19 protein-coding genes are annotated in these 21,044 nt (G+C 65.3%); 4 read left to right on the top strand and 15 right to left on the bottom strand.

Annotated features, from left to right (window positions below):
• Positions 1-157 precede the first annotated feature (157 nt).
• The 3 genes from AAGA68_12005 to lexA form a co-directional block, all read right to left on the bottom strand.
• Positions 158-1,729 carry a DNA polymerase Y family protein gene (locus AAGA68_12005; GenBank protein ID MEM9385778.1) on the bottom strand — a complete coding sequence of 524 codons (1,572 nt, stop codon included), beginning with the start codon at positions 1,727-1,729 and terminating at the stop codon, positions 158-160.
• Between the two features lie 12 nt (positions 1,730-1,741).
• The gene (gene imuA, locus AAGA68_12010) at positions 1,742-2,443 is read right to left on the bottom strand and encodes a translesion DNA synthesis-associated protein ImuA (GenBank protein MEM9385779.1); all 702 of its coding nucleotides are present in this window, start codon (positions 2,441-2,443) and stop codon (positions 1,742-1,744) included.
• A gap of 85 nt (positions 2,444-2,528) precedes the next feature.
• The gene (gene lexA, locus AAGA68_12015) at positions 2,529-3,134 is read right to left on the bottom strand and encodes a transcriptional repressor LexA (GenBank protein MEM9385780.1); all 606 of its coding nucleotides are present in this window, start codon (positions 3,132-3,134) and stop codon (positions 2,529-2,531) included.
• 182 nt (positions 3,135-3,316) lie between these two features.
• On the opposite strand from lexA, the gene AAGA68_12020 reads away from it, so the two are divergent.
• Together AAGA68_12020 and AAGA68_12025 are read left to right on the top strand one after the other, a co-directional pair.
• Complete coding sequence (locus AAGA68_12020; GenBank protein MEM9385781.1) at positions 3,317-5,653, top strand: EAL domain-containing protein; 2,337 nt, start codon at positions 3,317-3,319, stop codon at positions 5,651-5,653.
• A gap of 130 nt (positions 5,654-5,783) precedes the next feature.
• Complete coding sequence (locus tag AAGA68_12025) at positions 5,784-6,014, top strand: hypothetical protein (GenBank protein MEM9385782.1); 231 nt, start codon at positions 5,784-5,786, stop codon at positions 6,012-6,014.
• A gap of 84 nt (positions 6,015-6,098) precedes the next feature.
• On the opposite strand, the gene AAGA68_12030 is transcribed toward AAGA68_12025, so the two are convergent.
• From AAGA68_12030 to AAGA68_12040, 3 genes are read right to left on the bottom strand one after another with little or no spacing between them, the layout of a single operon-like run.
• The gene (locus tag AAGA68_12030) at positions 6,099-7,067 is read right to left on the bottom strand and encodes a beta-ketoacyl-ACP synthase III (protein ID MEM9385783.1); all 969 of its coding nucleotides are present in this window, start codon (positions 7,065-7,067) and stop codon (positions 6,099-6,101) included.
• 45 nt (positions 7,068-7,112) lie between these two features.
• Entirely contained in the window at positions 7,113-7,313 is a 201-nt protein-coding gene (rpmF, locus tag AAGA68_12035) for a 50S ribosomal protein L32 (protein ID MEM9385784.1), read from the bottom strand.
• A 5-nt stretch (positions 7,314-7,318) separates the two neighbouring features.
• The gene (locus AAGA68_12040) at positions 7,319-7,864 is read right to left on the bottom strand and encodes a YceD family protein (protein MEM9385785.1); all 546 of its coding nucleotides are present in this window, start codon (positions 7,862-7,864) and stop codon (positions 7,319-7,321) included.
• 32 nt (positions 7,865-7,896) lie between these two features.
• On the opposite strand from AAGA68_12040, the gene AAGA68_12045 reads away from it, so the two are divergent.
• A complete protein-coding gene (locus AAGA68_12045) occupies positions 7,897-8,538 on the top strand; it encodes a Maf family nucleotide pyrophosphatase (GenBank protein MEM9385786.1) in 642 nt (213 codons plus the stop codon).
• Positions 8,539-8,695: 157 nt separating this feature from the next.
• Here the strand turns inward: AAGA68_12045 and AAGA68_12050 are convergent, their stop codons facing one another.
• Positions 8,696-9,706 carry an RluA family pseudouridine synthase gene (locus AAGA68_12050; protein MEM9385787.1) on the bottom strand — a complete coding sequence of 337 codons (1,011 nt, stop codon included), beginning with the start codon at positions 9,704-9,706 and terminating at the stop codon, positions 8,696-8,698.
• Between the two features lie 493 nt (positions 9,707-10,199).
• On the opposite strand from AAGA68_12050, the gene AAGA68_12055 reads away from it, so the two are divergent.
• Complete coding sequence (locus AAGA68_12055; protein MEM9385788.1) at positions 10,200-12,917, top strand: Rne/Rng family ribonuclease; 2,718 nt, start codon at positions 10,200-10,202, stop codon at positions 12,915-12,917.
• A 7-nt stretch (positions 12,918-12,924) separates the two neighbouring features.
• Here AAGA68_12055 and AAGA68_12060 read toward each other — a convergent pair whose 3' ends face one another.
• The 8 genes from AAGA68_12060 to AAGA68_12095 form a co-directional block, all read right to left on the bottom strand.
• A complete protein-coding gene (locus AAGA68_12060; GenBank protein MEM9385789.1) occupies positions 12,925-13,419 on the bottom strand; it encodes a low molecular weight protein-tyrosine-phosphatase in 495 nt (164 codons plus the stop codon).
• 19 nt (positions 13,420-13,438) lie between these two features.
• Positions 13,439-14,182 carry a 3-deoxy-manno-octulosonate cytidylyltransferase gene (gene kdsB, locus AAGA68_12065; protein ID MEM9385790.1) on the bottom strand — a complete coding sequence of 248 codons (744 nt, stop codon included), beginning with the start codon at positions 14,180-14,182 and terminating at the stop codon, positions 13,439-13,441.
• 48 nt (positions 14,183-14,230) lie between these two features.
• The gene (locus AAGA68_12070) at positions 14,231-14,425 is read right to left on the bottom strand and encodes a Trm112 family protein (protein MEM9385791.1); all 195 of its coding nucleotides are present in this window, start codon (positions 14,423-14,425) and stop codon (positions 14,231-14,233) included.
• Positions 14,415-15,455: a tetraacyldisaccharide 4'-kinase gene (lpxK, locus tag AAGA68_12075; GenBank protein ID MEM9385792.1), complete on the bottom strand. Its 1,041-nt coding sequence runs from the start codon at positions 15,453-15,455 to the stop codon at positions 14,415-14,417. The genes AAGA68_12070 and lpxK overlap by 11 nt, the downstream gene beginning before the upstream one ends.
• 77 nt (positions 15,456-15,532) lie before the next feature.
• The gene (msbA, locus tag AAGA68_12080; protein MEM9385793.1) at positions 15,533-17,332 is read right to left on the bottom strand and encodes a lipid A export permease/ATP-binding protein MsbA; all 1,800 of its coding nucleotides are present in this window, start codon (positions 17,330-17,332) and stop codon (positions 15,533-15,535) included.
• Positions 17,333-17,363: 31 nt separating this feature from the next.
• Complete coding sequence (locus AAGA68_12085; protein MEM9385794.1) at positions 17,364-17,804, bottom strand: biopolymer transporter ExbD; 441 nt, start codon at positions 17,802-17,804, stop codon at positions 17,364-17,366.
• A complete protein-coding gene (locus AAGA68_12090) occupies positions 17,801-18,556 on the bottom strand; it encodes a MotA/TolQ/ExbB proton channel family protein (protein MEM9385795.1) in 756 nt (251 codons plus the stop codon). Before AAGA68_12090 ends, AAGA68_12085 begins: the two co-directional genes overlap by 4 nt.
• Positions 18,557-18,631: 75 nt before the next feature.
• Positions 18,632-20,953 (bottom strand): DNA internalization-related competence protein ComEC/Rec2, encoded by a 2,322-nt coding sequence (locus AAGA68_12095; protein MEM9385796.1) that lies wholly within the window; start codon positions 20,951-20,953, stop codon positions 18,632-18,634.
• Positions 20,954-21,044: the final 91 nt, after the last annotated feature.

The following is a 21,044-nucleotide window of genomic DNA, read 5'->3' on the forward strand; positions in this document are numbered from 1 at the left end:
CCATCTGCCCGCCACTGAGCGCGACGATGAGCACGTGGTGCGGATCGTTGAGGAAATTGGTCAGGCCAGGTGATCGAACACGCCATCGGCCACACGCTTGAGCGCGGCGTCGCCGGCGGCGCTCAGGCGTCGAATCGCGAGTCCCCTTGCGCGTCGCTTAAGCGAAGATCCCCTGTAGGAACCATTGGCCACTGCGGCAATCACGATACACCCAGAGCTGCTCGCCCTGCGTGTCCCTCGCCACAAAGTAGTCGCGACGTACATCCGCCCCGTCCCACCAACCGCTCTCGATGCGCTCCGGCCCCTGGGCCAGGGTCAACACCCCGCGACGCCGTGGGCGCTGCGTACATCGATCGACCGTCAGCGGTTCTGACTGACGCAGAATCCAAAGGGGTCGCTGGCGCGCTAACGCTGGCGTGACACGCGTGCCTGGCTCGACGCTGTGCCAAGCGGCTTCGGGGCGATGATCAGCCACTTGCGCGATACCGTGGACGCGACGCTCCCCAAGGCGCGTGCGCAGGCGCTCGAGCAGGCGCTGCGCGTCCTCTTCCACCCGCGTCGCCCGATCGAATAAATCCCCATTGCCCGCCTGCTGCGTACAGACCTCCAGTGCGTGCAGCTCCAGCTCCAACACCGGCGCTTCCAAGCGCTGCTGATCCAATCGCTCACGCAATAGATCCATCAGGTAGTGACCATCGGTCACCGGATTACTCAACCCTAGGGTCAGCGCCTGCACGGTGCGATTCTCGAGCAGCAGATCCACACGCAAGCGGCGCACGGCCGCCTGGCGAGCGATGAGAAACCGCTCCAACTCGCCAAGCAGTCGCTCCAGCGCAATCTCGAGCAGTGCGGTGGCATCCATAGGCGCCGGCAGCTCGAGCCGAGTGGAGAAGGCCAAAGGCGCTCGCCAGGGGGTCACCGGCTCGGCAAGACGGCCTAGGGCGCGGTCGAGGGCCTGCAGGGGAGCCTTACCGAAGCGGCGGGCGAAAGCGCCGCGGGGCAGGCGCAGGCAGTCAGCCAAACTGCACACGCCCATACCCTGCAAGCGCTCCACGGTCTTCTCCGGCCAGCGCAGACACGTAAGATCCAGAGCCCCCAGGGCGCTGGCCAACTTGTCTTCATGGAAGACCGCGTGCTCGCGGCGGTCCCGAGCGAGCCACACGGCGGCCTGGGGCGTGGGCGCTAGCGAGAGCATCGCCGAGTACCCCAACTCCCCCTGCAACCCTCGACGAATACGTGCGGACAAGCGCCGATACCCACCAAACAGGCGGAAGCTACCTCGCACTTCCAACAACAAGGCATCCGGGGGTGAGGTGCTCAACACGGAAGTAAAACGCATCGCCCAGCTGGCCAGGCGTTCCAAAGCTGCCTCCGTCCGAAGGGCATCGAAGGCGCGCGTGAGCAACCAGGGAGACAGGGCGTACGCCGCGCTCAGTCCCATGCCACGGTGGATGCCGGCACGCCTTGCGGATTCGTTGAGATCCACCACCACGCCCTGCGCGCCCACGCCCTGCACCACCACCAACGGCGTGTCCCCATCCCCCTGCGCGCGCCCAGCACACTCGAGGGCAAGATGTGGGAATCGCACGCACAGCCACAAGCGCTCGGGCAAGGCCGCGCCCTGGCTGGCGGCGGTACTCTGCGGCACCACGGCAGGCGCCGGCTGTGGTGTCGGGGACGGCGTCGCCGAGGCTTGCCGCCCCGGCACGATCGGTTCTTCACCAGACATGGGAAAGGCCGGTCAGGTGGGGTAGGAACAGTGGACGCGACCTGGTCGCGTCCCCCGGCACTTCACGATATCGACATCGATGCCCAATGACGCGGAGGGGCCTACCGCAAGGCGCAGGGCAGCGGGCGACGGTGTGCCTCGGTGGCGTTGATCGCGAAAGGCAACGCCCCAGGCACGCCCCTCCTGGGCGGCGAGTTGCAGGCGGCGCAACCCGCGATCGTCCACCCGCGAGAACCACCCGAGCACGGCTGCGCACAGACCGGAACGCAAGGTTTGCTCCGCGGCCCACAGGGCCTGCTTGTCACCTTTCGCCATGGCCTCGGTCTCCACCACGAGCACCCGCTCCAAGCTGATCCCCGCAGCTGCCAGCGCGGGCGCATAAGGCACATGAGGCGGCGCGATCCAGGCGATCCACGCATTCTCACGCTTCGCGTCAGTGAGCTGCGCAAGGGCCGGCAACAGTAAGGACAGCTCGCCGAGACCGTCCCGGCCAGTTAGCATTTCTGTTAAAGCACCGACCGGCCAGCCGCCACCGGGCAGCATCTCATCTAGGGCAGGCCAGCCGGTGGGCAAGGTCGCCAAGCGGTGAGGCGCCTGTGTCTGACGCCCGCGCCAGATGCGTGTGTCCGCCAGCAAGCTGGCCACCTCGTCGCCGCGAGTCAGCTCAGCATTGATCGACGATGAGAACCCATCGACTTGCATAGCGAGAAACACGCCCCTCGACTGACGTAACACCAAAACCACTGGGGCAAACGAAGCCCGCTGTCGCTAGGGGCAGCGGGCGAGGCAGAACGCGAGCTCAGTGGGCGCGGATGATGCCGACCACAACGCCCTCGATCACCAGCTCCTGCTCCGCAAGATCGACGGTGATCGGCTCGAACTCCGGGTTCTCCGGCAACAGCCACACCACCTTGCCCTTCTGCCGATAGCGTTTCACGGTGACCTCGTCATCCAGGCGCGCCACCACGATTTGGCTGCTGCGCACCTCGGGCGTGCGGTGCACGGCCACGAGATCGCCGTCGAGGATGCCGGCATCGCGCATGCTCATGCCGCAGACCTGCAGCAGGTAGTGGGGCTGGGGATGAAACAGATCGGGATCGATGCGGTAACGCCCCTCGATGTGCTCCTCTGCGAGGATCGGCGCACCCGCCGCGACCCGACCGACCAGCGGCAAGCCCATTTGGTTAGTAATTTGTTTAGCCTTGAGCTGAATACCGCGCGACGCACCGGGCACCAGCTCGATCACCCCTTTGCGCTGCAGGGCGCGCAGGTGGTCCTCCGCGGCGTTGGGGCGAAAACCCAACTCCTCGGCGATCTCCGCCCGCGTGGGTGGAATACCCGTCTCCTCGATAACCCGCTCGATGAGCGCCAGTATCTCGGCCTGGCGGGGAGTGAGTTCGTCCATGAGTGGCACACCTGTATACATTACCAGAGCTGTGATTATATCCAGCTGATCGGCGGTGGCAATGGCAGGCGTTCTCAATCTCTTCGAAAGCCTCTCCCTGCTTGAATCTATGACATAAATTTCAAAGTTGGGAAAAACGGCCCAAATTTGTTGACCTCGTCCCCGGAGTCCTTGATGATGCGTTGAAGAGAAGACTGGCCACCGATGCGCCACGTCTGCGCCCTTTGCTGACAACAACGGACGACATGCAGGAAATCGACCCGGCTGCGGACCAGCTCGACGACGACGGTCCGCCCGCCCGCCAAAGCGCCCAACCTCGCCCTTCACCGGCGCCTGCATTGGATGACCTCGCGGCCTTGCACGTACCGCCGATGCGCGCCGATGACACTTGCGTGGTGATGTGGGAGTCGGAACCAACCCGCGCTTTCCATACCTGGGTCAACCCCCACGCCGAGCAGCTCCTAGGATTCCCCCGCCACCGTTGGCAAACTGAGCCCGACTTCTGGGCTGAGCGCCTGCACCCGCAAGATCGCGACCGCACTCACAAGGCCTTCCACCAGGCCCTCGAGGCCCACGGACACTGCCGGCAGACCTACCGCCTGCTGCACGCTGATGGGTCCGTGCGCTGGGTTGAAGAACACGTGAAGACCGTCGATTACCCCGCCAGCGAGGACGGTCTTGCCCCTCAACGCCTCCGCGGCACGATGATCGACGTGACCGACTACCATCAGGAGATCAATGCGCTCGAGCGCAGCCGCGCCTACTACCGCTCCCTATTTGAGGACGCCCCTGCGATCTACTTCGTGCTCGATGAGCACGGGATCGTCCGGCGCATCAACCAGCACGGCGCCGATCAGCTCTCCTACACGCCCTCACAGCTGATCGGCCAGCATTTCGTCCAGCTGCAGGCAGGCGAGGATGTCATCGATATCACCCGCCTGATCTTGGAGAGCGATGCGCACTCGAGCGAATGGCACAACACCACTCTGCGCTGTGCTGACAAGCGCCTACTGCCGGTCCGCCTGCGCACCATGCGGGCCGAAGCAACGCAGATGCTGGAAGACGCTCCACTACCAGCGCCAGCACTGCTAGTCAGCTGTGAACCTCTCCCAAGCGTAGCCACCACCGCACCAAACGACACCGACAGTGCTGCCGATGCGCTCACGGGCCTTGCCAAGCGCGCACAGTTCGAACGGCACCTTCAGCACCTGCTTTACCGCCACTACGAACAGCCGGGCGAACATGTGCTGGCGGTCATCGACATCGATCAGTTCGGCCTCGCCAACTATCGCTTCGGGCAAAGCGCGGGGGATGCGCTGCTGCGCGAGGTGGCGGAGATTCTCCAGGACCACATGCGCCGCGGCGATCTGATCGGACGCACCGGCAGCGACGAGTTTGCGGTCATCCTCGAACGCTGTCCCATGCGACAAGCCAAGGTGCTGTGCGAAGGCGCTATCGACGCGATAAGTCAGCACGACTTCGAATGGGCTGACCACAGCGTTCGCCTAACCGCGAGCGCCGGCCTGGTCAAAATCGACGCTAACCTCCAGAGCGTGTCGGAGTTGATGAGCGCCGCCGATGCGGCGCGCCGCGAAGCCTCCGCCCAGAGCCTCAGCGGTATCCGCCTGATCGATCCTGCCGCCACCCCGAGCGTGCATCGAAACAGCGACGTCGCCCTGGCCGCAGAGCTTCAGAACGCCCTGGAAGACGGCCGCCTGGAGCTCTTCTACCAGCCGATTCGCCAACTCTACGACAGCACCGGTCACCCCTGTGCGACGAGCGAAGGCCCGCCGGCACACTACGAACTACTGCTGCGCGTGCGTCGCAACCAGCTACTCATGAGTCCGCAGCAGATTCTGCTCGCCGCGGAACGCCACCACCTGATCGGCGAAGTCGATCGTTGGGTACTCACCGAAGCGACCCGCTGGCTCGACCGACGACCCGAGCACGTGGTGGCCCGCGAGATGTGCTGTATCAATGTGTCCGCCAAGTCGATCTGCGATAGGCAGTTCATCGACTTCGCGCGCAGTCGCCTGCGCGCCCTAGGTGATCGCGCCAGCTCCATCTGCTTCGAGATCACTGAGACCGCCATCATCGGCAACCTCGATGACGCGGTCACGGGCATGGAGCGTTTGCGCGCTACTGGGTGCGACTTCTCCCTCGACGATTTCGGCAGCGGCTCCGCCTCCTTCCCCTACCTACGTAAACTGCCCGTAAGCTACCTCAAGATTGACGGTAGCTTCGTGCGCGAGGCAGGCGCGAGCGACGACGACGCTCGCTTCCTGGAACTAATCAACCAGATCGGCCATCACGCGGGCAAACAGACCGTAGCCGAGTTCGTGGAGAACGAACACACCCTGTGTCGAGTGCGCGACATCGGGCTCGACTTCGCACAGGGCTACGAAATCGGACGCCCACGCCCTCTGGAGCACTTCGGTATCGCCGTAACCGCATCCCCGCCGGTGGTTGCCTCACATAGCGCCACGATCACCCCCTTCCCGAACGTCCGCTCCGTCTAGGCACGCGGACCCGCCCACCGTGTGGCGCGAGTTCACACCGCATCCCCCTAGTCGTGTGACCAGGTTCACACAATCCATAAGGAAAAAACCCTATACTTGCCGTCCCCTGACTTATGGACGGAGTCAAATCATGAGCGCAGCGGCTACGCTGAAGCCGACCGACACGACGGTCGAAGACGCGCCGGATAGGGGTTGGGATCCCTACCGCGTCTGGAAGGAACAAGTTGAGGGCAGCCCCCACCAGGAAGACGCACTGCGGCAGACGACGGCCGTGAGTGTCACTCCCCTACAGCGCCCCGCCGCGCAAGACACCTGGAGCCCCTATCAGGTGTGGATGCAGCACGTCGCCCGCAAGCCCTAGGTGCGTGCCTGGCCGCCTGAGGCCACCACTTCAAGTTGCTCTGAGCTGAGGAGCTGCGGCCGCGGCCCCTCGAAGACGTGCGACCTAGAAGCGCACCAGGGCTGAGCCCCAGGTAAACCCGCCGCCGAATGCCTCGAGCAGCATCAGATCACCGCGCTTGATACGCCCGTCACGCACCGCTACATCGAGAGCCATGGGGACGGAAGCTGTGGAGGTGTTTCCATGCTCTTCCACGGTGGTGACGACGCGCTCCATCGGCATATCAAGCTTCTTCGCAATCGCCTGGATGATGCGGATGTTGGCTTGGTGGGGCACCAGCCAGTCGACGTCACTCTTCGCGACGCCGTTGGCGGCGAGGGCTTCCATCACCGCACCCCCCAAGGTGTTCACAGCGACCCGGAACACCTCGTTGCCCTTCATCCGCACGAAGTCCCTGCCCGAGCGAATGTTATCGAAGCCCTTGGAGATCCCCGACGGCACCCCGAGCAGCTCATGGTGCTTACCATCGGCATGCAGGTGCGTGCTAAGCACGCCGGTTTCCTCCGACGGGGTCAGCACTACCGCGCCGGCACCATCACCGAACAGCACACAGGTACCGCGATCGGTCCAATCGATAATCCGAGAGATGGACTCGGCGCCAACCACCAGGGCACAGCGCGCCGCGCCACTGCGAACGAATTTGTCCGCCACACCCAATGCGTAGATGAAGCCAGCGCAAGCAGCCTCAAGGGAAAAGGCGGGAAAGCCGTACGCGCCGAGACGGTCCTGCAGCAAGCACCCGACATTGGGGAAGACCTGATCGGGCGTGGTGGTGCCGACCACGATGAGATCAAGATCGCAGGGCTGAACGCCAGCCGCCTCTAGCGCCTGGCGCGACGCCTTTTCGGCGAGATCACAGGTGGTCTCACCTTCCGACACGACGTGGCGTTTGCCGATTCCCGTGCGAGCGCGAATCCACTCGTCCGAGGTGTCGACCATCTTCTCCAGGTCGTGGTTCGTGATGACTTTCTCAGGTAGATACCGGCCGGTGCCGGCGATCCTCGGATAGATCACCTAGTACTCCCTTCGATCCATCACCACCGCGGGTCGAACGACGACTTACTCCTCGTCGTCGATCTCGATCTCGGCCTTTGGCTCGATCACCCGCTTGCCGCGGTAGTAGCCGTCGGCAGACACGCGATGGCGAAGATGGGTCTCGCCGCTGGTGGGGTCGATGGACAGGGCTGGCTTCTTCAAGCCGTCGTGGGCGCGGCGCATGCCTCGCTTCGACGGGGTTGTGCGGTTCTGCTGAACAGCCATGGTTGCTACTCCGTTTGGTTGTCTTCCGTGCGCCCCATTCCCGCCAACGCGGTGGCGAAGGGACGCTGTGTCTCTTTCTGCTCGCGCGCCTCACCCTCTCGAGGCGCCTGCACGTCAACGCCCCCGGGCAACACCGGCGGCTCGCAATCTTGGTGGCTCGGGAAATCTGGCAGTGCGAGCAGCACTTCCTCTTCCAGGATATCCACCAATCTGCCCATCAGGTCGGGCGCGTAGTGCACGTCAGCCGTGTCCGGCAGGGCGTCCATCGCCGCCTCGGTCCCGACCACCACCAGATCGATGTCTCGATCCACCTCGATCGCCACCGGACGCAGACAGCGACAGCAACTCACGCTAACCTCGCCGCTCACACGACCGCACAGGCGCACCCCGTGTGCGTGGGGTTCGGCGTCAACGTGCAGGGTAACTTCGTCCTCGGCGGCACCGACCTCGCGCAGGCGCTCGCATCGATCGAGCGTGACGTTGAGCTCGAAACCAGCACGCCGCTCGCCGAGGCGCTCGTAAGACAAGCGGTCGAACAATGAGATGCGCATAAACCGCCAAATGTAAATCGGAGCCCCTGCACGTGTCAAAAAAAGGCGTCGAAACAGCGTCCCCTACCGTAGTCCTCGCCTCCGGCTCGAGCTATCGCCGTGAGCTGCTGACTCGACTGCAAATCCCCTTCGACACGCTCTCGCCCGATGTCGATGAGACCCCCATGCCGAACGAACAGCCGCCCGCCCTCGCGGCCCGACTCGCCTGCGCGAAGGCCGACACCGCCCGGGAGCACCTCGCTGAGGCGCAGCCCGCCCTGGTGATCGGCAGCGACCAGGTGGCCGAGTGTGAGGGTCGCATCCTGGGCAAACCGGGAACCCGGGAGCGCGCCTTCGAGCAGCTGCAGCACAGTGCCGGGCGCGTGGTGACCTACCACACGGCGGTGTGTGTGCTGGGCCCGCAAGCAGGGGCGCTACAGCAGCACATAGACGTCACCCGCGTCGTGCTTCGTCCTCTCGATCCACGCGAGATCGAGGCCTACCTAGATCACGAGCATGCACTGGACTGTGCGGGCGCCCTAAAGTCCGAGGGATTAGGGATCACGCTGATGAGCACCTTCCACAGCAATGACCCTACGGCGCTGGTCGGCCTACCAATGATCTGGCTCAGCACGACCCTACGCTCGCTGGGCGTTGCGATACCGGCCGCAACTCAGGGCGCACAGCAGCGCTAGGGTCCTGTCCCGCAAGTTCGTTGAAGAGGTCGCACGGGGCTTTTCGTTCCTAGGCGCGGCGCGAGGACGAGCGTGGCAGGTCCCACGGGAGGAGGCGCAACGTGTTCAGGGGCGAAAAGGTGCCGCGAAGTCATCAACGAACTTCTAACTCAGGACACTAGGGGCGCCGAGCACCGCGGTTGCGTCCGCGCGCCACCACGCTAGCCTGCCTCTCCTCCAAGCGGTCGATGGTGCCGCGAAGAGCATCGTCCAGCGGCGCACTCATATGGAATGGCTCGCCGCTGTCGGGCCAGTCGAAGGCCACCGAGTGGGCATGAAGAAACATACGCTCCAGGCCTGGCGGAGCGCCCGCCTCCTCATCCCCGTAACGCGGATCGCCCGCCAAGGGGTGGCCGGCATGGGCAGCGTGCACGCGGATCTGATGGGTGCGCCCGGTCTCCAGCTCGGCCTCAAGTAAGCTCCAGCGACCGAACAGCTGGATAGGGCGGAAACGAGTCCGCGCCGCCTTTCCCGCCTTATCGACACTCACCCAACGCTCGCCGCCGCGCCGCTGGTGCGTCAAGAGAGGCGCATCGATCAGCTGCTCGCCCAACTGCCAATCCCCCTTGACCAATGCCAGGTACCGCTTGTCCATGCGATGCTCTCGAAGATTCTCGTGTAACCATCTGAGTAAACTTCGTTTCTTAGCAATTAAGAGACAGCCTGAGGTCTCGCGATCGAGGCGATGCACGAGCTCCATGGCGCGCTCATCAGGGCGCATATGGCGTAACGTCTCGATCGCACCCACGCGGATACCGCTCCCTCCATGGACCGCCAGACCGGCGGGCTTATTCAAGACCAGCAGGCGCCGATCCTCGTAGAGGATGCACGTTTCGAGGCGAGAGGCCATGGCGCTGGCGGCGCCGGCGGAGCGACTCGCGGCGTCCTGCGGCGCGGTGCGGCGTACAGGCGGAATGCGAATGCGATCACCAGCTTGCAGTCGATAGCTCACGGCCACCCGACCACCATTCGCTCGCACCTCGCCCTTGCGGACGATGCGGTAGACCACGCTGCGGGGCACGTCGCCAAGCTCGCGCAGAAGGAAGTTGTCCAGCCGTTGGCCGGCGAACTCGGGATCCACGATCACCTGCCGCACGGAGGAATGCTCGCCCGGGCGGTTCACGGGCAACTCCGAACTGGCTCCACAGGCCTCAACGAGGTGCAGTACTGGTTTGGCATGACGTGCTCTGTTATCCTCCGCGGGTACGTATAACCGCGTGACATGCCGGCATTTTTCCGGCGCAGGCCGCGCCCACGAGGGCGGCTGGCGCGAGTGTCCGTACAGGCCCCCGAAGCGCGCCATACTGCGTTTTTCGGGCCCGGGATTCAATTGAACCCTGGGTCGCCCTCAGGCCGGCCGGCAGCGCTGGCGCCCGCTTTCGAGTCGCGCGTCTGGCGTCGTTCGTCACCCGTCTCCGTTTCCGTTCGACGCTTCCGGATCTTCGGACCCGGAACATCGGTCGGTGAGTTTTTTCCGGCAGCGCCCCGCCGCCTATCGTCGCGCGCAAGGGCAGCAGCCGAGCTGGAGCCAAGTGTGTCTGCAACGACCACCATGAACGCGAAATTCAGCGACGCCCCTGCCGAGCGCCCAGCAGGCGACCCCCTCTTCGGTCAGACCACTCATGAAAAGAATTCTCGTCAATGCAACTCAGCAAGAAGAGTTGCGCCTGGCCACCGTAGATGGCCAAAAGCTCTATGATCTCGACATCGAGACACCCTCAAGGGAACAGAAAAAGGGCAATATTTACAAAGGGCGTATCACTCGAATCGAACGTAGCTTAGAAGCTGCGTTCGTCGACTACGGCGCCGAGCGCCACGGCTTCTTGCCACTCAAGGAAGTGGCTCGTAGCTACTTCCAGAGCAAGCCCGATGGCGGCTCGCGGATCGATATCAAGGAAGTACTGCGCGAGGGCCAGGAAGTTGTCGTGCAGGTAGAGAAGGAGGAGCGCGGCAACAAGGGCGCGGCGCTGACGACCTTTATCAGCCTCGCCGGTCGCTTCCTGGTGCTGATGCCCAACAACCCCCGCGCCGGCGGTGTGTCCCGCCGGATCGAGGCGGAAGACCGGGCCGAGATGCGCGAGATCCTTGCCAGCCTGGACGTTCCCGAGGGCATGGGCCTGATCGTTCGCACGGCCGGAGTAGGCCGATCTCAGGAGGAGCTCGACTGGGACCTGCGCTACCTCATGAGCTTGTGGACCAGCATCGAGGAGGCCTGCGCTGGCCGTTCCGCCTCCTTCTTGGTGTACCAGGATTCAAATCTGATGATTCGCGCCCTGCGCGATCACTTCAACGCCGATATCGGCGAGATCCTCATCGACGATCCGACGGTCTTCAAAGACGCCAAGACCTTCGTCGAGCAGGTCATGCCTACGCAGACCCGTCGCGTGAAGCTCTACGAGGACGAGGTCCCCCTGTTTACTCGCTTCCAGATCGAGAGTCAGATCGAGTCGGCCTTCGCCCACACGGTGAGCCTTCCCTCGGGCGGCAGCATCGTCATCGATCCGACCGAGGCACTGGTGTCCATCGACATCAACAGCGCCCGAGCCACCAAGGGCGACGACATCGAAACCACCGCGCTCAATACCAACCTCGAAGCCGCTGACGAGATCGCCCGCCAGCTGCGCCTGCGCGACATCGGCGGTCTCATCGTCATCGACTTCATCGACATGGGCCCCTCGCGCAACCAACGTGAGGTGGAAAACCGCTTGCGCGAGGCAGTGAAGATGGATCGCGCGCGGATCCAAATCGGCCGGATCTCGCGCTTCGGCCTCCTGGAGATGTCACGCCAACGCTTGCGCCCCTCCCTCGAAGAGTCGGCCACCATCGTCTGCCCGCGGTGTAACGGCCAAGGCTACATTCGCGATGTGGAGTCGCTTTCCCTGGCCTGCCTGCGCCTGATCGGCGAAGAGGCGCGCAAAGATAAGACGGCGCTGGTGGTCGCCCAAGTACCGGTCGAGGTAGGGACCTACCTGCTCAACGAGAAGCGTGAAAACCTCGCCAGCATAGAGACGCGCACTGGGGTGCGAGTCGTCATGGTGCCGACGCCTAAGCTGGAGACGCCAAACTACAACCTGCGCCGGGTGCGCACCGACGAGGTGGATCTGCCGGAGAACGCTGACGTGAGCTACCGGCTTGCCCCGCCGGAAGAGGAGGATGCGCCCAAGATCGCGCCCACTCCCCCGGCCCGCTCCGAAGCGCCGGCAGTTCAGAACGTTGTGCCAGACTCGCCGGCGCCCGCCCCGAGCCCGGACAAGGTGGCCGATCAACCTGAACCGCAGCCCGGCGTGATCACGAAGATGATGGCGTGGATGTCTGGCGTGCTCGGCGGCGAAGCCCAAGACGAGACGCCCGCGGAAGACCCCGCGCCCAAGGCACGTAGTCGAACGGCGAACGGCTCTCGGCGCGGCGGCGGTCCGAGCGGCGGGCGTGCAGCCAACGGTAGCAGCGGCTCCGGTCAGTCGCGCAGCGCCGGTGCCGGGGGGCGCAAGCGAGGCGGCCGACGTAGCGGAAGTAGCCGTCGCACCGAGGGGGACGGCACGCGCAGTGCGAATGCTGACAGTCGATCAGCTCGCGACGGCGACAATCGAACGGAGGGCGGTAGCCGCCGTTCCCGCAGCCGTCGCGGCAGCGGCGGCGGTGAGGAGAACGCCGGCGCCAACGCGAGCAACGAACAGCAGCAGTCACGGCGCAGCCGCGGTGGCCGTGGCGGAAATCGCCGGGGCAACGCGGCCGGCGATGGAGAGAACGCTGCCGCGGTGGCCGCCGCTGCGACGCCAGACGCGGCCGTAGAGGCCAACGCGAAGTCGGAGGCGCCCAAGAACGAGCCCTCCTCTAACGGCCCGCAGGACGGAACCAACGCCAGCCCAGAGGGCGGCGAGCGTCCCAGCGGTCGCCGCCGCGGCCGCCGTGGGGGCCGTCGTCGCAGGCGCGGTGGCGCTGGCACGGGCGAGGGCGAAGGGGCACCGAACGCTGGCCCGGACGCTACCCAGCAGATCAGCGCCGAGACCGGCGGCAGCGGCGCGCCGCGGGCCGATGGCACCGCCGAGGCGAAGGCATCCCGCGAGGGAGGAGATGCCGGGCCCAGCCGACGCCGAGCTCCGGGTAGCGAGTCGACGGAGGGCACCAGCAAGACGGCAGCCAAAGAGTCGGCCGCCCCGCCGGAGCCGAAGGTCGCCGCCAGGGCGGCGGATGAAAACGCGACGCCTGCGGCCCCCAGTGCGCCTGCATCGGAGGCCCCCAAACCGCTGCCTAGCGCGCCCGCATCTGCACCATCCTCAGGTGACACTGGCGGCGGCGACAGCGCACCGCCAAAGCCGCCAGCCGCGGCGGCGAATGACTAGCGTCGCGTCAACCAGGGGCCTGCCGGCGCAAGTGCGCGAGTAGGCCCTCGGCAGCTTCCTCCACGAGATCGAGTACCCGCTCAAAGCCCAGGCCGTCGCCATAATACGGATCCGGCACCTCCTCGACGTCGGCCTTGGCTGCGAAGCTCAGTAGCAATCCAACCTCAGCGGTGGCATCAGTCGGCGCCATCGACTGGAGGACCCCAAGGTTGTCTCGGTCCATCGCGAGAATCATCGAGTAGCGGTAGAAGTCGTCCGCCGCGACCTGGCGAGCTCGTTGCGCCGAGAGGTCGTAGCCCCGGGCAAGAGCTGCGGCTTGGGAGCGGCGGTCAGGTGGCTGACCCACGTGGTAGGCGTGCGTGCCGGCTGAATCTAGCGCACAGGAAAGATCGGGTGCGCGCGCCTGGACCACGCTCTCGAACACCCCTTGAGCAGTGGGCGATCGGCAGATGTTGCCCATACAAACGAAGAGTACGGAAGCTTGCCGGTGCGTCTTGGCCACGCGTTGAACTCCTAAGCGATCAGGTAAGAAAGGACTCTCGGACAAGCGCCAGGTCCTGCGCGGTGTCGACTCCCCGGGGTGGCAGTTCCTCGGCGAGCGCGACGCGGATCCGCATGCCGAGCCACAGGGCGCGCAGCTGCTCGAGGCGTTCACGTTGCTCCAGAACCGGGGCAGGGACACCTGCCAGGCGCAGTAGCGAACGTACCCGATAGGCGTACAAGCCAATGTGGCGCAGGGCCAGCGGTGTGCCCGGCGCAGGCACGCCCTCACGATCGAAGGGGATCGAAGCGCGAGAGAAGTACATGGCATCGCCCTTCTGATCGCAGACCACCTTGACTACGTCGTCGCTGGCGAGTTCGTCGGTCGTCTCAATTGGCCAGGCGAGGGTCGCGAGGTCGGCCCCAGCGTCCTCGGCAAGCAAAGCAGCACACTGACCGATCACCGCAGGCGGGATGAGCGGCTCGTCCCCCTGCACGTTCACCACTACCTCGTCCTCGGGCCAAGCGCGCGCTCGCGCAACCTCAGCGATGCGGTCCGTTCCGGATTGGTGAGCGACATCGGTCATCTGAACATCGCCGCCGGCGGCGCGCACCGCCTTGGCGATTTCCGCATGATCGGTGGCGACCAGTACTTGGCGGGCTCCGGCGCGCTGGGCGCGGCGCATCACGCGCACCACTAGGGGCTCACCGGCGATGTCGAGGAGGGCTTTGCCGGGCAGACGCACGGAGGCGTGGCGTGCCGGGATGACAATGCGGAAGGTCATGGGGGCGGGGCCGCCGGAGGGCGGTCCGGCGTTCTCGAGCCCGTAAGCTCAAGCGCCAGCTTTGCGGTCCAGCTCTTCCAAGCTCAGCTTGCGCGCTTCTTCCTCCAGCATGACCGGGATGCCGTCGTGAATGGGAAAGGCGAGCCGGTCAGCTCGGCACACCAGTTCCTTTTGCCCAGGCCAGTACTCGAGCTCTCCCTTGCACACCGGACAGGCGACGATCTCCAGAAGCTTACGGTCCATTTGGGGCTCCTTGCGCGCACAGCGCGACAACCGACGCCACGAGGTTCCTACGGGCCTCAGGCGCCATCCGCACGTCCAAGCGCACCGCCCAACAGCGCGCGTCCGCGAAAGAACGGCATTTTACCGCATCCTTCTCGGTCATCAGCACTGGCATATCGTCGTCGAAGTCGATCGCCTGCGCCTCAAACACCGCATGGTCCGACAAGGGGTGCTCGAGGATCTCCAAACCGACCTCGCGCAGGAGAGTGAAAAATCGGCTGGGATGGGCAATGCCGGCAACGGCGTGGACTGGCCGGCCGACGAACTCGGCAAGGGCGCGTTGCCGTCGCGGCGTAGCGACTGAATAGGTTGTCGTCAGCAGCGCCTCGGCTCGCAGCGGTGTTGGCGCACCGTTTGGCAAGGGAATACTGCGCGGCTTCTCGACAGCGCCCCCGACGCGAGACCTCGACTCAGCACCGGTGATTACCAGGGTGTTGACGTCGCTGAGTCGCGCAAGGGGCTCGCGCAGGGGGCCGCTTGGCAGAAGGCGTCGATTGCCGACGCCCCGCTCGCCGTCTAGGAGCACGATCTCGAGATCTCTGCTCAACCGCAGGTGCTGGAGCCCGTCATCGGCGAGCAGCACGTCAACCTCCCCCGCTAGGGTACGCGCCGCCGCCACACGATCACGCCCCGCGACCACGGGCGATCCGCTGAGCATGGCTAGCAATACCGGCTCATCGCCAACCGCGCGCGCATCGCTAGACGCATCGACGCGAACGGGCTGGTCGCCGCGCGCGCGCTGCGCGCCGTACCCTCGCGTGATGATCCCCACCCGTAACCCCGCATCCTCGCGAAGGCAACGCGCGAGATAGCTCGCAAAGGGCGTCTTGCCCGTACCGCCCACCGTGATATTGCCGATCACCACCACCGGCGTACCGACGCGGTGGGCGCTCAGCGAACCTTTTTGATAGGCCCGGTAACGGGCAGCGACGACCGCCCGAAACAACCACTCTAGCGGCGCGGTGAGCAGCGAGTATGCGAGGCAGGACACGCGGCGCCATCCCGACGCCTGCGCGGCGGGGTACCACACGCGATTTAGGGCGGACTCGATCCTCGCCTGCGCCCCGCTCACGGCGCGGCAGGCCCACGAATCGCTGGTCCGGACTCGCCCGCCGCTGACTCGAGCTCGCCCTGGCTGCGCTGCAGCTGATGCAAGCTCGCGTAATGGCCATTCTTCGCTAGAAGCGACGAGTGCGGACCCTGCTCCACGATCTGCCCGTCGTGCAGCACAACGATCCGATCCGCGTTCTCGATTGTCGACAGGCGGTGGGCGATCACTAGCGTCGTGCGACCGCGCACGAGCGTCTCCAGGGCCGCTCGTATGTGATGCTCGCTCTGCGTATCGAGGGCCGAGGTCGCCTCGTCAAGGATCAGAATGGGCGCTCCCTTTAGCAAGGCTCGCGCGATGGAGATCCGCTGCCGCTGGCCCCCCGAGAGCAGTACGCCGCGATCGCCGACCTGCGTTTGCAACCCCTGCGGAAGCGCCTGCGCGAACTCGCTAACGTGGGCTGCTCGAGCCACGGCGTCCAACTCCTGCGGCGACACGCTACGCGGGGCTCCGTAGGCAATGTTGGCGGCAATCGTATCGTTGAAGAGGGTGACGTCTTGGCTCACCAGTGCGATCTGGTCACGCAAGCTGTCGAGAGCGTAGTCGCCCAGGGCACGCCCATCGAGGGTAATGCGGCCCTCACTCACCTCGTAGAAGCGGGGCAACAGGCTCACGAGAGAAGTCTTGCCCGAACCGGATCGACCCACGAAAGCCACGGTCTCGCCGGCGCTGATCTGCAGGTCGATGTCGCGCAGGACATAGCCCTTGCTCGGGTCGTACGCCAAACCAACCCGCTCAAAGTTCACTTCGCCCCGCGCTCGCCCCACGCGCAGCTCTCCGCCCGTGTGCTCCACCGGTGAGTCGAGCAGCGCGAAGATGTTCTCGCCCGCCGCGATGCCTTGCTGCAGACTTGAGTTCAGCCCCGTCAGTCGCTTTAGCGGTGCCATCATCAAGGTCATCGCGCCGAGGAAGGCGGCGAAGCTACCTGCGGTGATCTCCATCGTCTCCAACGTCGCCACGAACACGATGCTCGCCACGCCGATCGCTGCCAGCATCATGATCGATGCATCGCTAGCGCCCTGGGCCACGACCAATCGCATATGGAGCTTTCGGTTTAGGTCGCTGGCGCGGGCGAAGCGTTCCGCCTCGCGCTCTTGACTATTGAATATCTTCACCACGCGATGGGAGGAGATGACTTCTTCCGCCACTCGAGTCACACTCCCCATCGACTCCTGGATGCGCTTGTTGTAGCGGCGGAAGCGCTTGCCTACCCAAACGATGACGAGGCCGATCATCGGCGCAACCACCGCAATGAACAGGGTGAGCAGCGCGCTCAGATAGAGCATGAGCGCGAAAAGCCCCACGATCGTCAAGGTATCGCGCACGAGCACCGCCAACGTCTTGGTAGTGGAGTGCGCGACCTGCTCTATGTTGTAGGTGAGGCGCGACAACATCTCTCCGGCAGAGCTGCTGTCGTAGCCTGCACAGGACATTCGCAGGTAGTGTTCAAGCACCTCCTCTCGCAGACGCGTGATGACCTGACGGGAGACCCAGTTCGTGCAGTACTCACCCACGAAACCCGCCACGCCGCGCAGGGCGAACAGACCGAGGACCGCCACGGGGATGATCATCACGACGCCGCGATCACGCTCGGCGAAGCTGCCGTCGAGAAGCGGCTTTATCAAAAAAGCGAAACCGCTATCGGTGCCCGCGTAGAGCAGGTTCGCGAATACAGCAGCGATAAGCACACCCCGATGGGCCAGCGCGTAGGCGATAAGACGTCGGTAAACACTGGCCGTACCTGGCCCTGACGCGCTCATAGGGTACAACTGCGGCCGCGGCTCGCCGCCTCTAAGGGCTGGGGCTGCCGCCGCTGTTGACGGTGGCAATGTCCACGCGCGTGAGGCCAATGCGCGCCGCTACATCCATCGCGCTCACCACCGCTTGGTGCGTAGCGTTCGCATCGGCACGAACCACTAGAGAGACGCCACTCGGGTCGTTGAGATCCTCACCGAGTTCGCGTTCCAGGGCGCGGCGCAGAGTGCGTGGCTGATCGTTGACCAACGCCTTACCGTTGACGAAGTAGCCTCCTGCGGCGGACACCGCCACCTCGATGGATCGCTGATCGGGCGTAGCTTCGTCGAGGGAAGCCTCAGGCAGTTGGATGCTCAGCTCCGTCTCTTGCACGAAGCTGGTAGAGACCATGAAGAAGATGAGCAGTAACAAGACCACGTCGATCAACGAAGTCAGGTTGACGTCTGGCTCTTCGTTGCCGCGAGCGCTGAGCTTCACGAGTTCGCTCGACGCCGTGAGGCACGCGTGTCTGGTGTGGGCGAGGGCTTGCCGGCCCTGCCCGCCGCCTGATCTCGCCGCTCACCGCGGTTGCCGGCGCGTGCCGCCCGCCCCGCCTCAGCGGTGGCCGCAGGGGCGATTGAACCGCCGTCGCCGCGCACCAGCGCATCGACGAGCGTGATCGCCTCCTGCTCCATTTCCAATACCAAGGTGTCCACGCGACGGCGCAGGTAGCGGTAGGCCACCAGCGCCGGAATCGCGATGGAGAGCCCCGCCGCCGTGGTGATGAGCGCCTCGGAGATGCCGCCGGCGAGCACCTCGGGGTTGCCCACCCCCTGCAGGGTGATCGCCGCGAAAACCTTCACCATGCCGACGACGGTGCCAAGTAGACCGAGCAGGGGTGAGATCGCTGCGATGGTACCGAGCGTGTTGAGGAAGCGCTCCAGGTCGTGAACCACCTGACGCCCGGTGTCTTCGATGCCCTCTTTGATAAGTTCCCGGTTTGCGTTGCGACGCGCCACGCCGGCGGCGAGGATACGCCCGAGCGGCGAATTCTCACGTAGCGCACGCACGTGACGATCGTCGAGTTGTTGCTTTTCCACCCACACGGCGACCTTGGCGGAGAGGTCGGCTGGCAATACCCGTTTGCGCTGTAGCGCCCACAGGCGTTCGACGGTGATGGCCGCAGCCACTACCGAGCACATGATCAAGGGCAACATCAGCCAGCCGCCGGCGCTCACGATTTCGAACATGGTGAGATTGCTGCTCCGGACCGCAAGAGTGGCGCAGATGATACGTGATCCGCGCCAGCGCTGCCTTCGACGCCGCTAGGGGACTGACCAGTATCGCCGCCCTCGACGGCGCTCACCGCTCACGCGGGAGACCTCCCCCGGCCGCAGGGTCACCGTCAATGCACCGTCACTGGCCGTCACGTGGATGGCGGCGCCGGCGCGCGTCCAACGCGCGCGCACCGACTGTCGCGGGAAGTTCCAGCGATTCGCGTAGCCGCAGGCGAACAAAACGTGCTCGGGCGTCGTGGCGCCGACGAAGGCGGACGTCGACGAACTGGCACTGCCGTGGTGAGGGGCGAGTAACACATCCACGTCCAACGCCGAAGTCGCTTGCTGCAACAGATGGGCTTCCGCTCGCGATTGGATGTCACCGGTGAGCAGCACGCTGCGCTCGCGCGTCTCCTCGCCCACGGCGATGCGCAGTACACAGGAACCATCGTTCCCTTTCCAACCGGACGACGCGGGGTGCAACACCGCGAAGCGCACCCCATTCCACTCCCAGCCTTGGCCAGCCCGGCAGGCCGGCCACGGCGTGTCGGCGCCGCCAGCCAACACAGGCGTGCCGGGGTAGAAGCGCAGCACATCGCCTAGGCCACCGGCGTGGTCGCTATCGCCATGGGAGAGCACGATGCGATCCAGGGACCGAACTCCGCGACCGGCCAGGAACGGCGCCACCACCGCCGCGCCCGCGCTGCCGCCGCCGAAGTACGCTGGACCCGCGTCGTAGAGCATGACGTGATCACGTGTCTCGACGACGCTCGCCATCCCTTGGCCGACGTCGAGGAGCGTCACCCGCACGACATCGGATGGAAGGGCCGCAGGTCGAGTCTGCACAAGTATGGACATGAACAGCCGGGTACAGAGAAGGCCGCCGAGTCGGCGCCCGGGCAGGCCATGCGCGAGCAGCAGGAGCACCCCCGCTTGGGCGAGGAGCAATGCCCAAAGCGCGGGGCGATGCGCGACCTCAAGGCGGATCATGGGCGATGTACCCAACCACTTCAGGCCACCGAGCACCGCAAGCAAGCACTGCCCCGCCAGCCACAGCGGCCAGCTTGCCAGCGATGGCGACACTGCGGCGGCGAGCACACCGATCAAGCTAATCGGCACGATGGCCACAGCAAAGATCGGCACGACGAGTAGATTGGCGACCGGTGCGATGAGACTGATCTGACTGAACACCGATACACCGAGCGGCAACAGACCCAGTCCCAATCGGAGCTGAGCCATCACCCACGAGCGCGTGACCGTCGCCTCTACGCGCCCAAGCACAAGGCAGGTCACCGCCAGAAAGGACAGCCAGAACCCCTCGTCCAATGGAGCCAAGGGATCGAGTATCAGCACGCCGAGCAGTGCCAAGGCTAGCGCCCTAGGCGCGCTCGCCTGTCGCCCTAGGCATCTCGCGCCCAAGACCACGGCCAGGCCCAACAGTGCCCGTTGCGTAGGCACCGTAAAACCGGCGAGCAGAGCGTAGGCGCAGGCGGCGAGCAGAGCGAAGAGCAACGGCCCCCGCGCAGGCGCTGGGCGTACCCCAAAACTACAGCCGACCCTGGAGAGTACGAGACACAGCCCGCTGAGCAAGCCGATGTGTAAGCCGGAGATGGCGAACAGATGGCCCGTCCCCGTGATGGTCAAGGTCTCCCGAACTGACGGCTCAAAGGGCTTCCCCAGTCCGAGCGTCAGGGCGGCGAGCAGCGGGTAGGCCTCGCTGAGCGAAGGCGGCAGGGCTGCGCCCAGGCGCTCGGCTAACGCACGGCGTAGGCGGGCCACTGCGGCGCGCCCCTCAGGCCCTGCCACCTGCTCGTGCGGCTGCTCTGCCCGCACCCAGGCGCGCCCATCGATGTGTGCGCGGAACCAGCGGCGCTCGCGCGAGGAGATTCCCGGGTTGGCGTTTGCCCTTGGCAGGCCCACGCGCAACACGAGCGACCAGCGGCTTCCCGGCTCCAGCGGCTCACAGGCAAGCTCACCATACCATCGCACTTGCAAGCGAAGACGCTGCCGACGCCCGTTTAGCGCCAGCGTGTCCATCATCAATTCGCAGCGATCCGCTCGCTGCACGGGCACGCCCACCACCTGCGCCAACGCGCGCACGCTCATACCGTGCTGACTCACAGGAAGGCGACCGTCCAGCCGAACGCCAGCGGCGAGGACGACCCAGACCACCATTGCGACGCCGCCGAGCAAAGCCCCCGCAGCACGCCGACGACGCCAGCGCCAGCCCGCGGCAAGTACAAGCACGGCGGTGACCGTGCCGATCGCCAACGCCGTTGGCAAGGGCAGGACGGGCAGCGTCGGTAGCCGATGCACCAGACAAACGGCCAGCAGGACTGCGCAGGCGATACTTGGCGACACGGCGTCCATCCCTGACCTCGTGAAGAGCGCAGTGGGACAAATCACCACTACTCCTCGGCAAGAGCCAAGGATCGCCGCGTAGCCAGCACCCGATTCGCCG

Source organism: Pseudomonadota bacterium, from assembly GCA_039193195.1.
GTDB lineage: Bacteria > Pseudomonadota > Gammaproteobacteria > Steroidobacterales > JBCBZW01 > JBCBZW01.

Excerpts from the sequence above, each read along its gene's own strand:
- lexA (MEM9385780.1), bottom strand. The coding sequence starts at position 3,134 with ATGGACGAACTCACTCCCCGCCAGGCCGAGATACTGGCGCTCATCGAG.
- AAGA68_12005 (MEM9385778.1), bottom strand. The coding sequence starts at position 1,729 with ATGTCTGGTGAAGAACCGATCGTGCCGGGGCGGCAAGCCTCGGCGACG.
- AAGA68_12090 (MEM9385795.1), bottom strand. The coding sequence starts at position 18,556 with ATGTTCGAAATCGTGAGCGCCGGCGGCTGGCTGATGTTGCCCTTGATC.
- AAGA68_12095 (MEM9385796.1), bottom strand. The coding sequence starts at position 20,953 with ATGGACGCCGTGTCGCCAAGTATCGCCTGCGCAGTCCTGCTGGCCGTT.
- AAGA68_12025 (MEM9385782.1), top strand. The coding sequence starts at position 5,784 with ATGAGCGCAGCGGCTACGCTGAAGCCGACCGACACGACGGTCGAAGAC.
- AAGA68_12070 (MEM9385791.1), bottom strand. The coding sequence starts at position 14,425 with ATGGACCGTAAGCTTCTGGAGATCGTCGCCTGTCCGGTGTGCAAGGGA.
- AAGA68_12055 (MEM9385788.1), top strand. The coding sequence starts at position 10,200 with ATGAAAAGAATTCTCGTCAATGCAACTCAGCAAGAAGAGTTGCGCCTG.
- kdsB (MEM9385790.1), bottom strand. The coding sequence starts at position 14,182 with ATGACCTTCCGCATTGTCATCCCGGCACGCCACGCCTCCGTGCGTCTG.
- rpmF (MEM9385784.1), bottom strand. The coding sequence starts at position 7,313 with ATGGCTGTTCAGCAGAACCGCACAACCCCGTCGAAGCGAGGCATGCGC.
- AAGA68_12040 (MEM9385785.1), bottom strand. The coding sequence starts at position 7,864 with ATGCGCATCTCATTGTTCGACCGCTTGTCTTACGAGCGCCTCGGCGAG.
- msbA (MEM9385793.1), bottom strand. The coding sequence starts at position 17,332 with ATGAGCGCGTCAGGGCCAGGTACGGCCAGTGTTTACCGACGTCTTATC.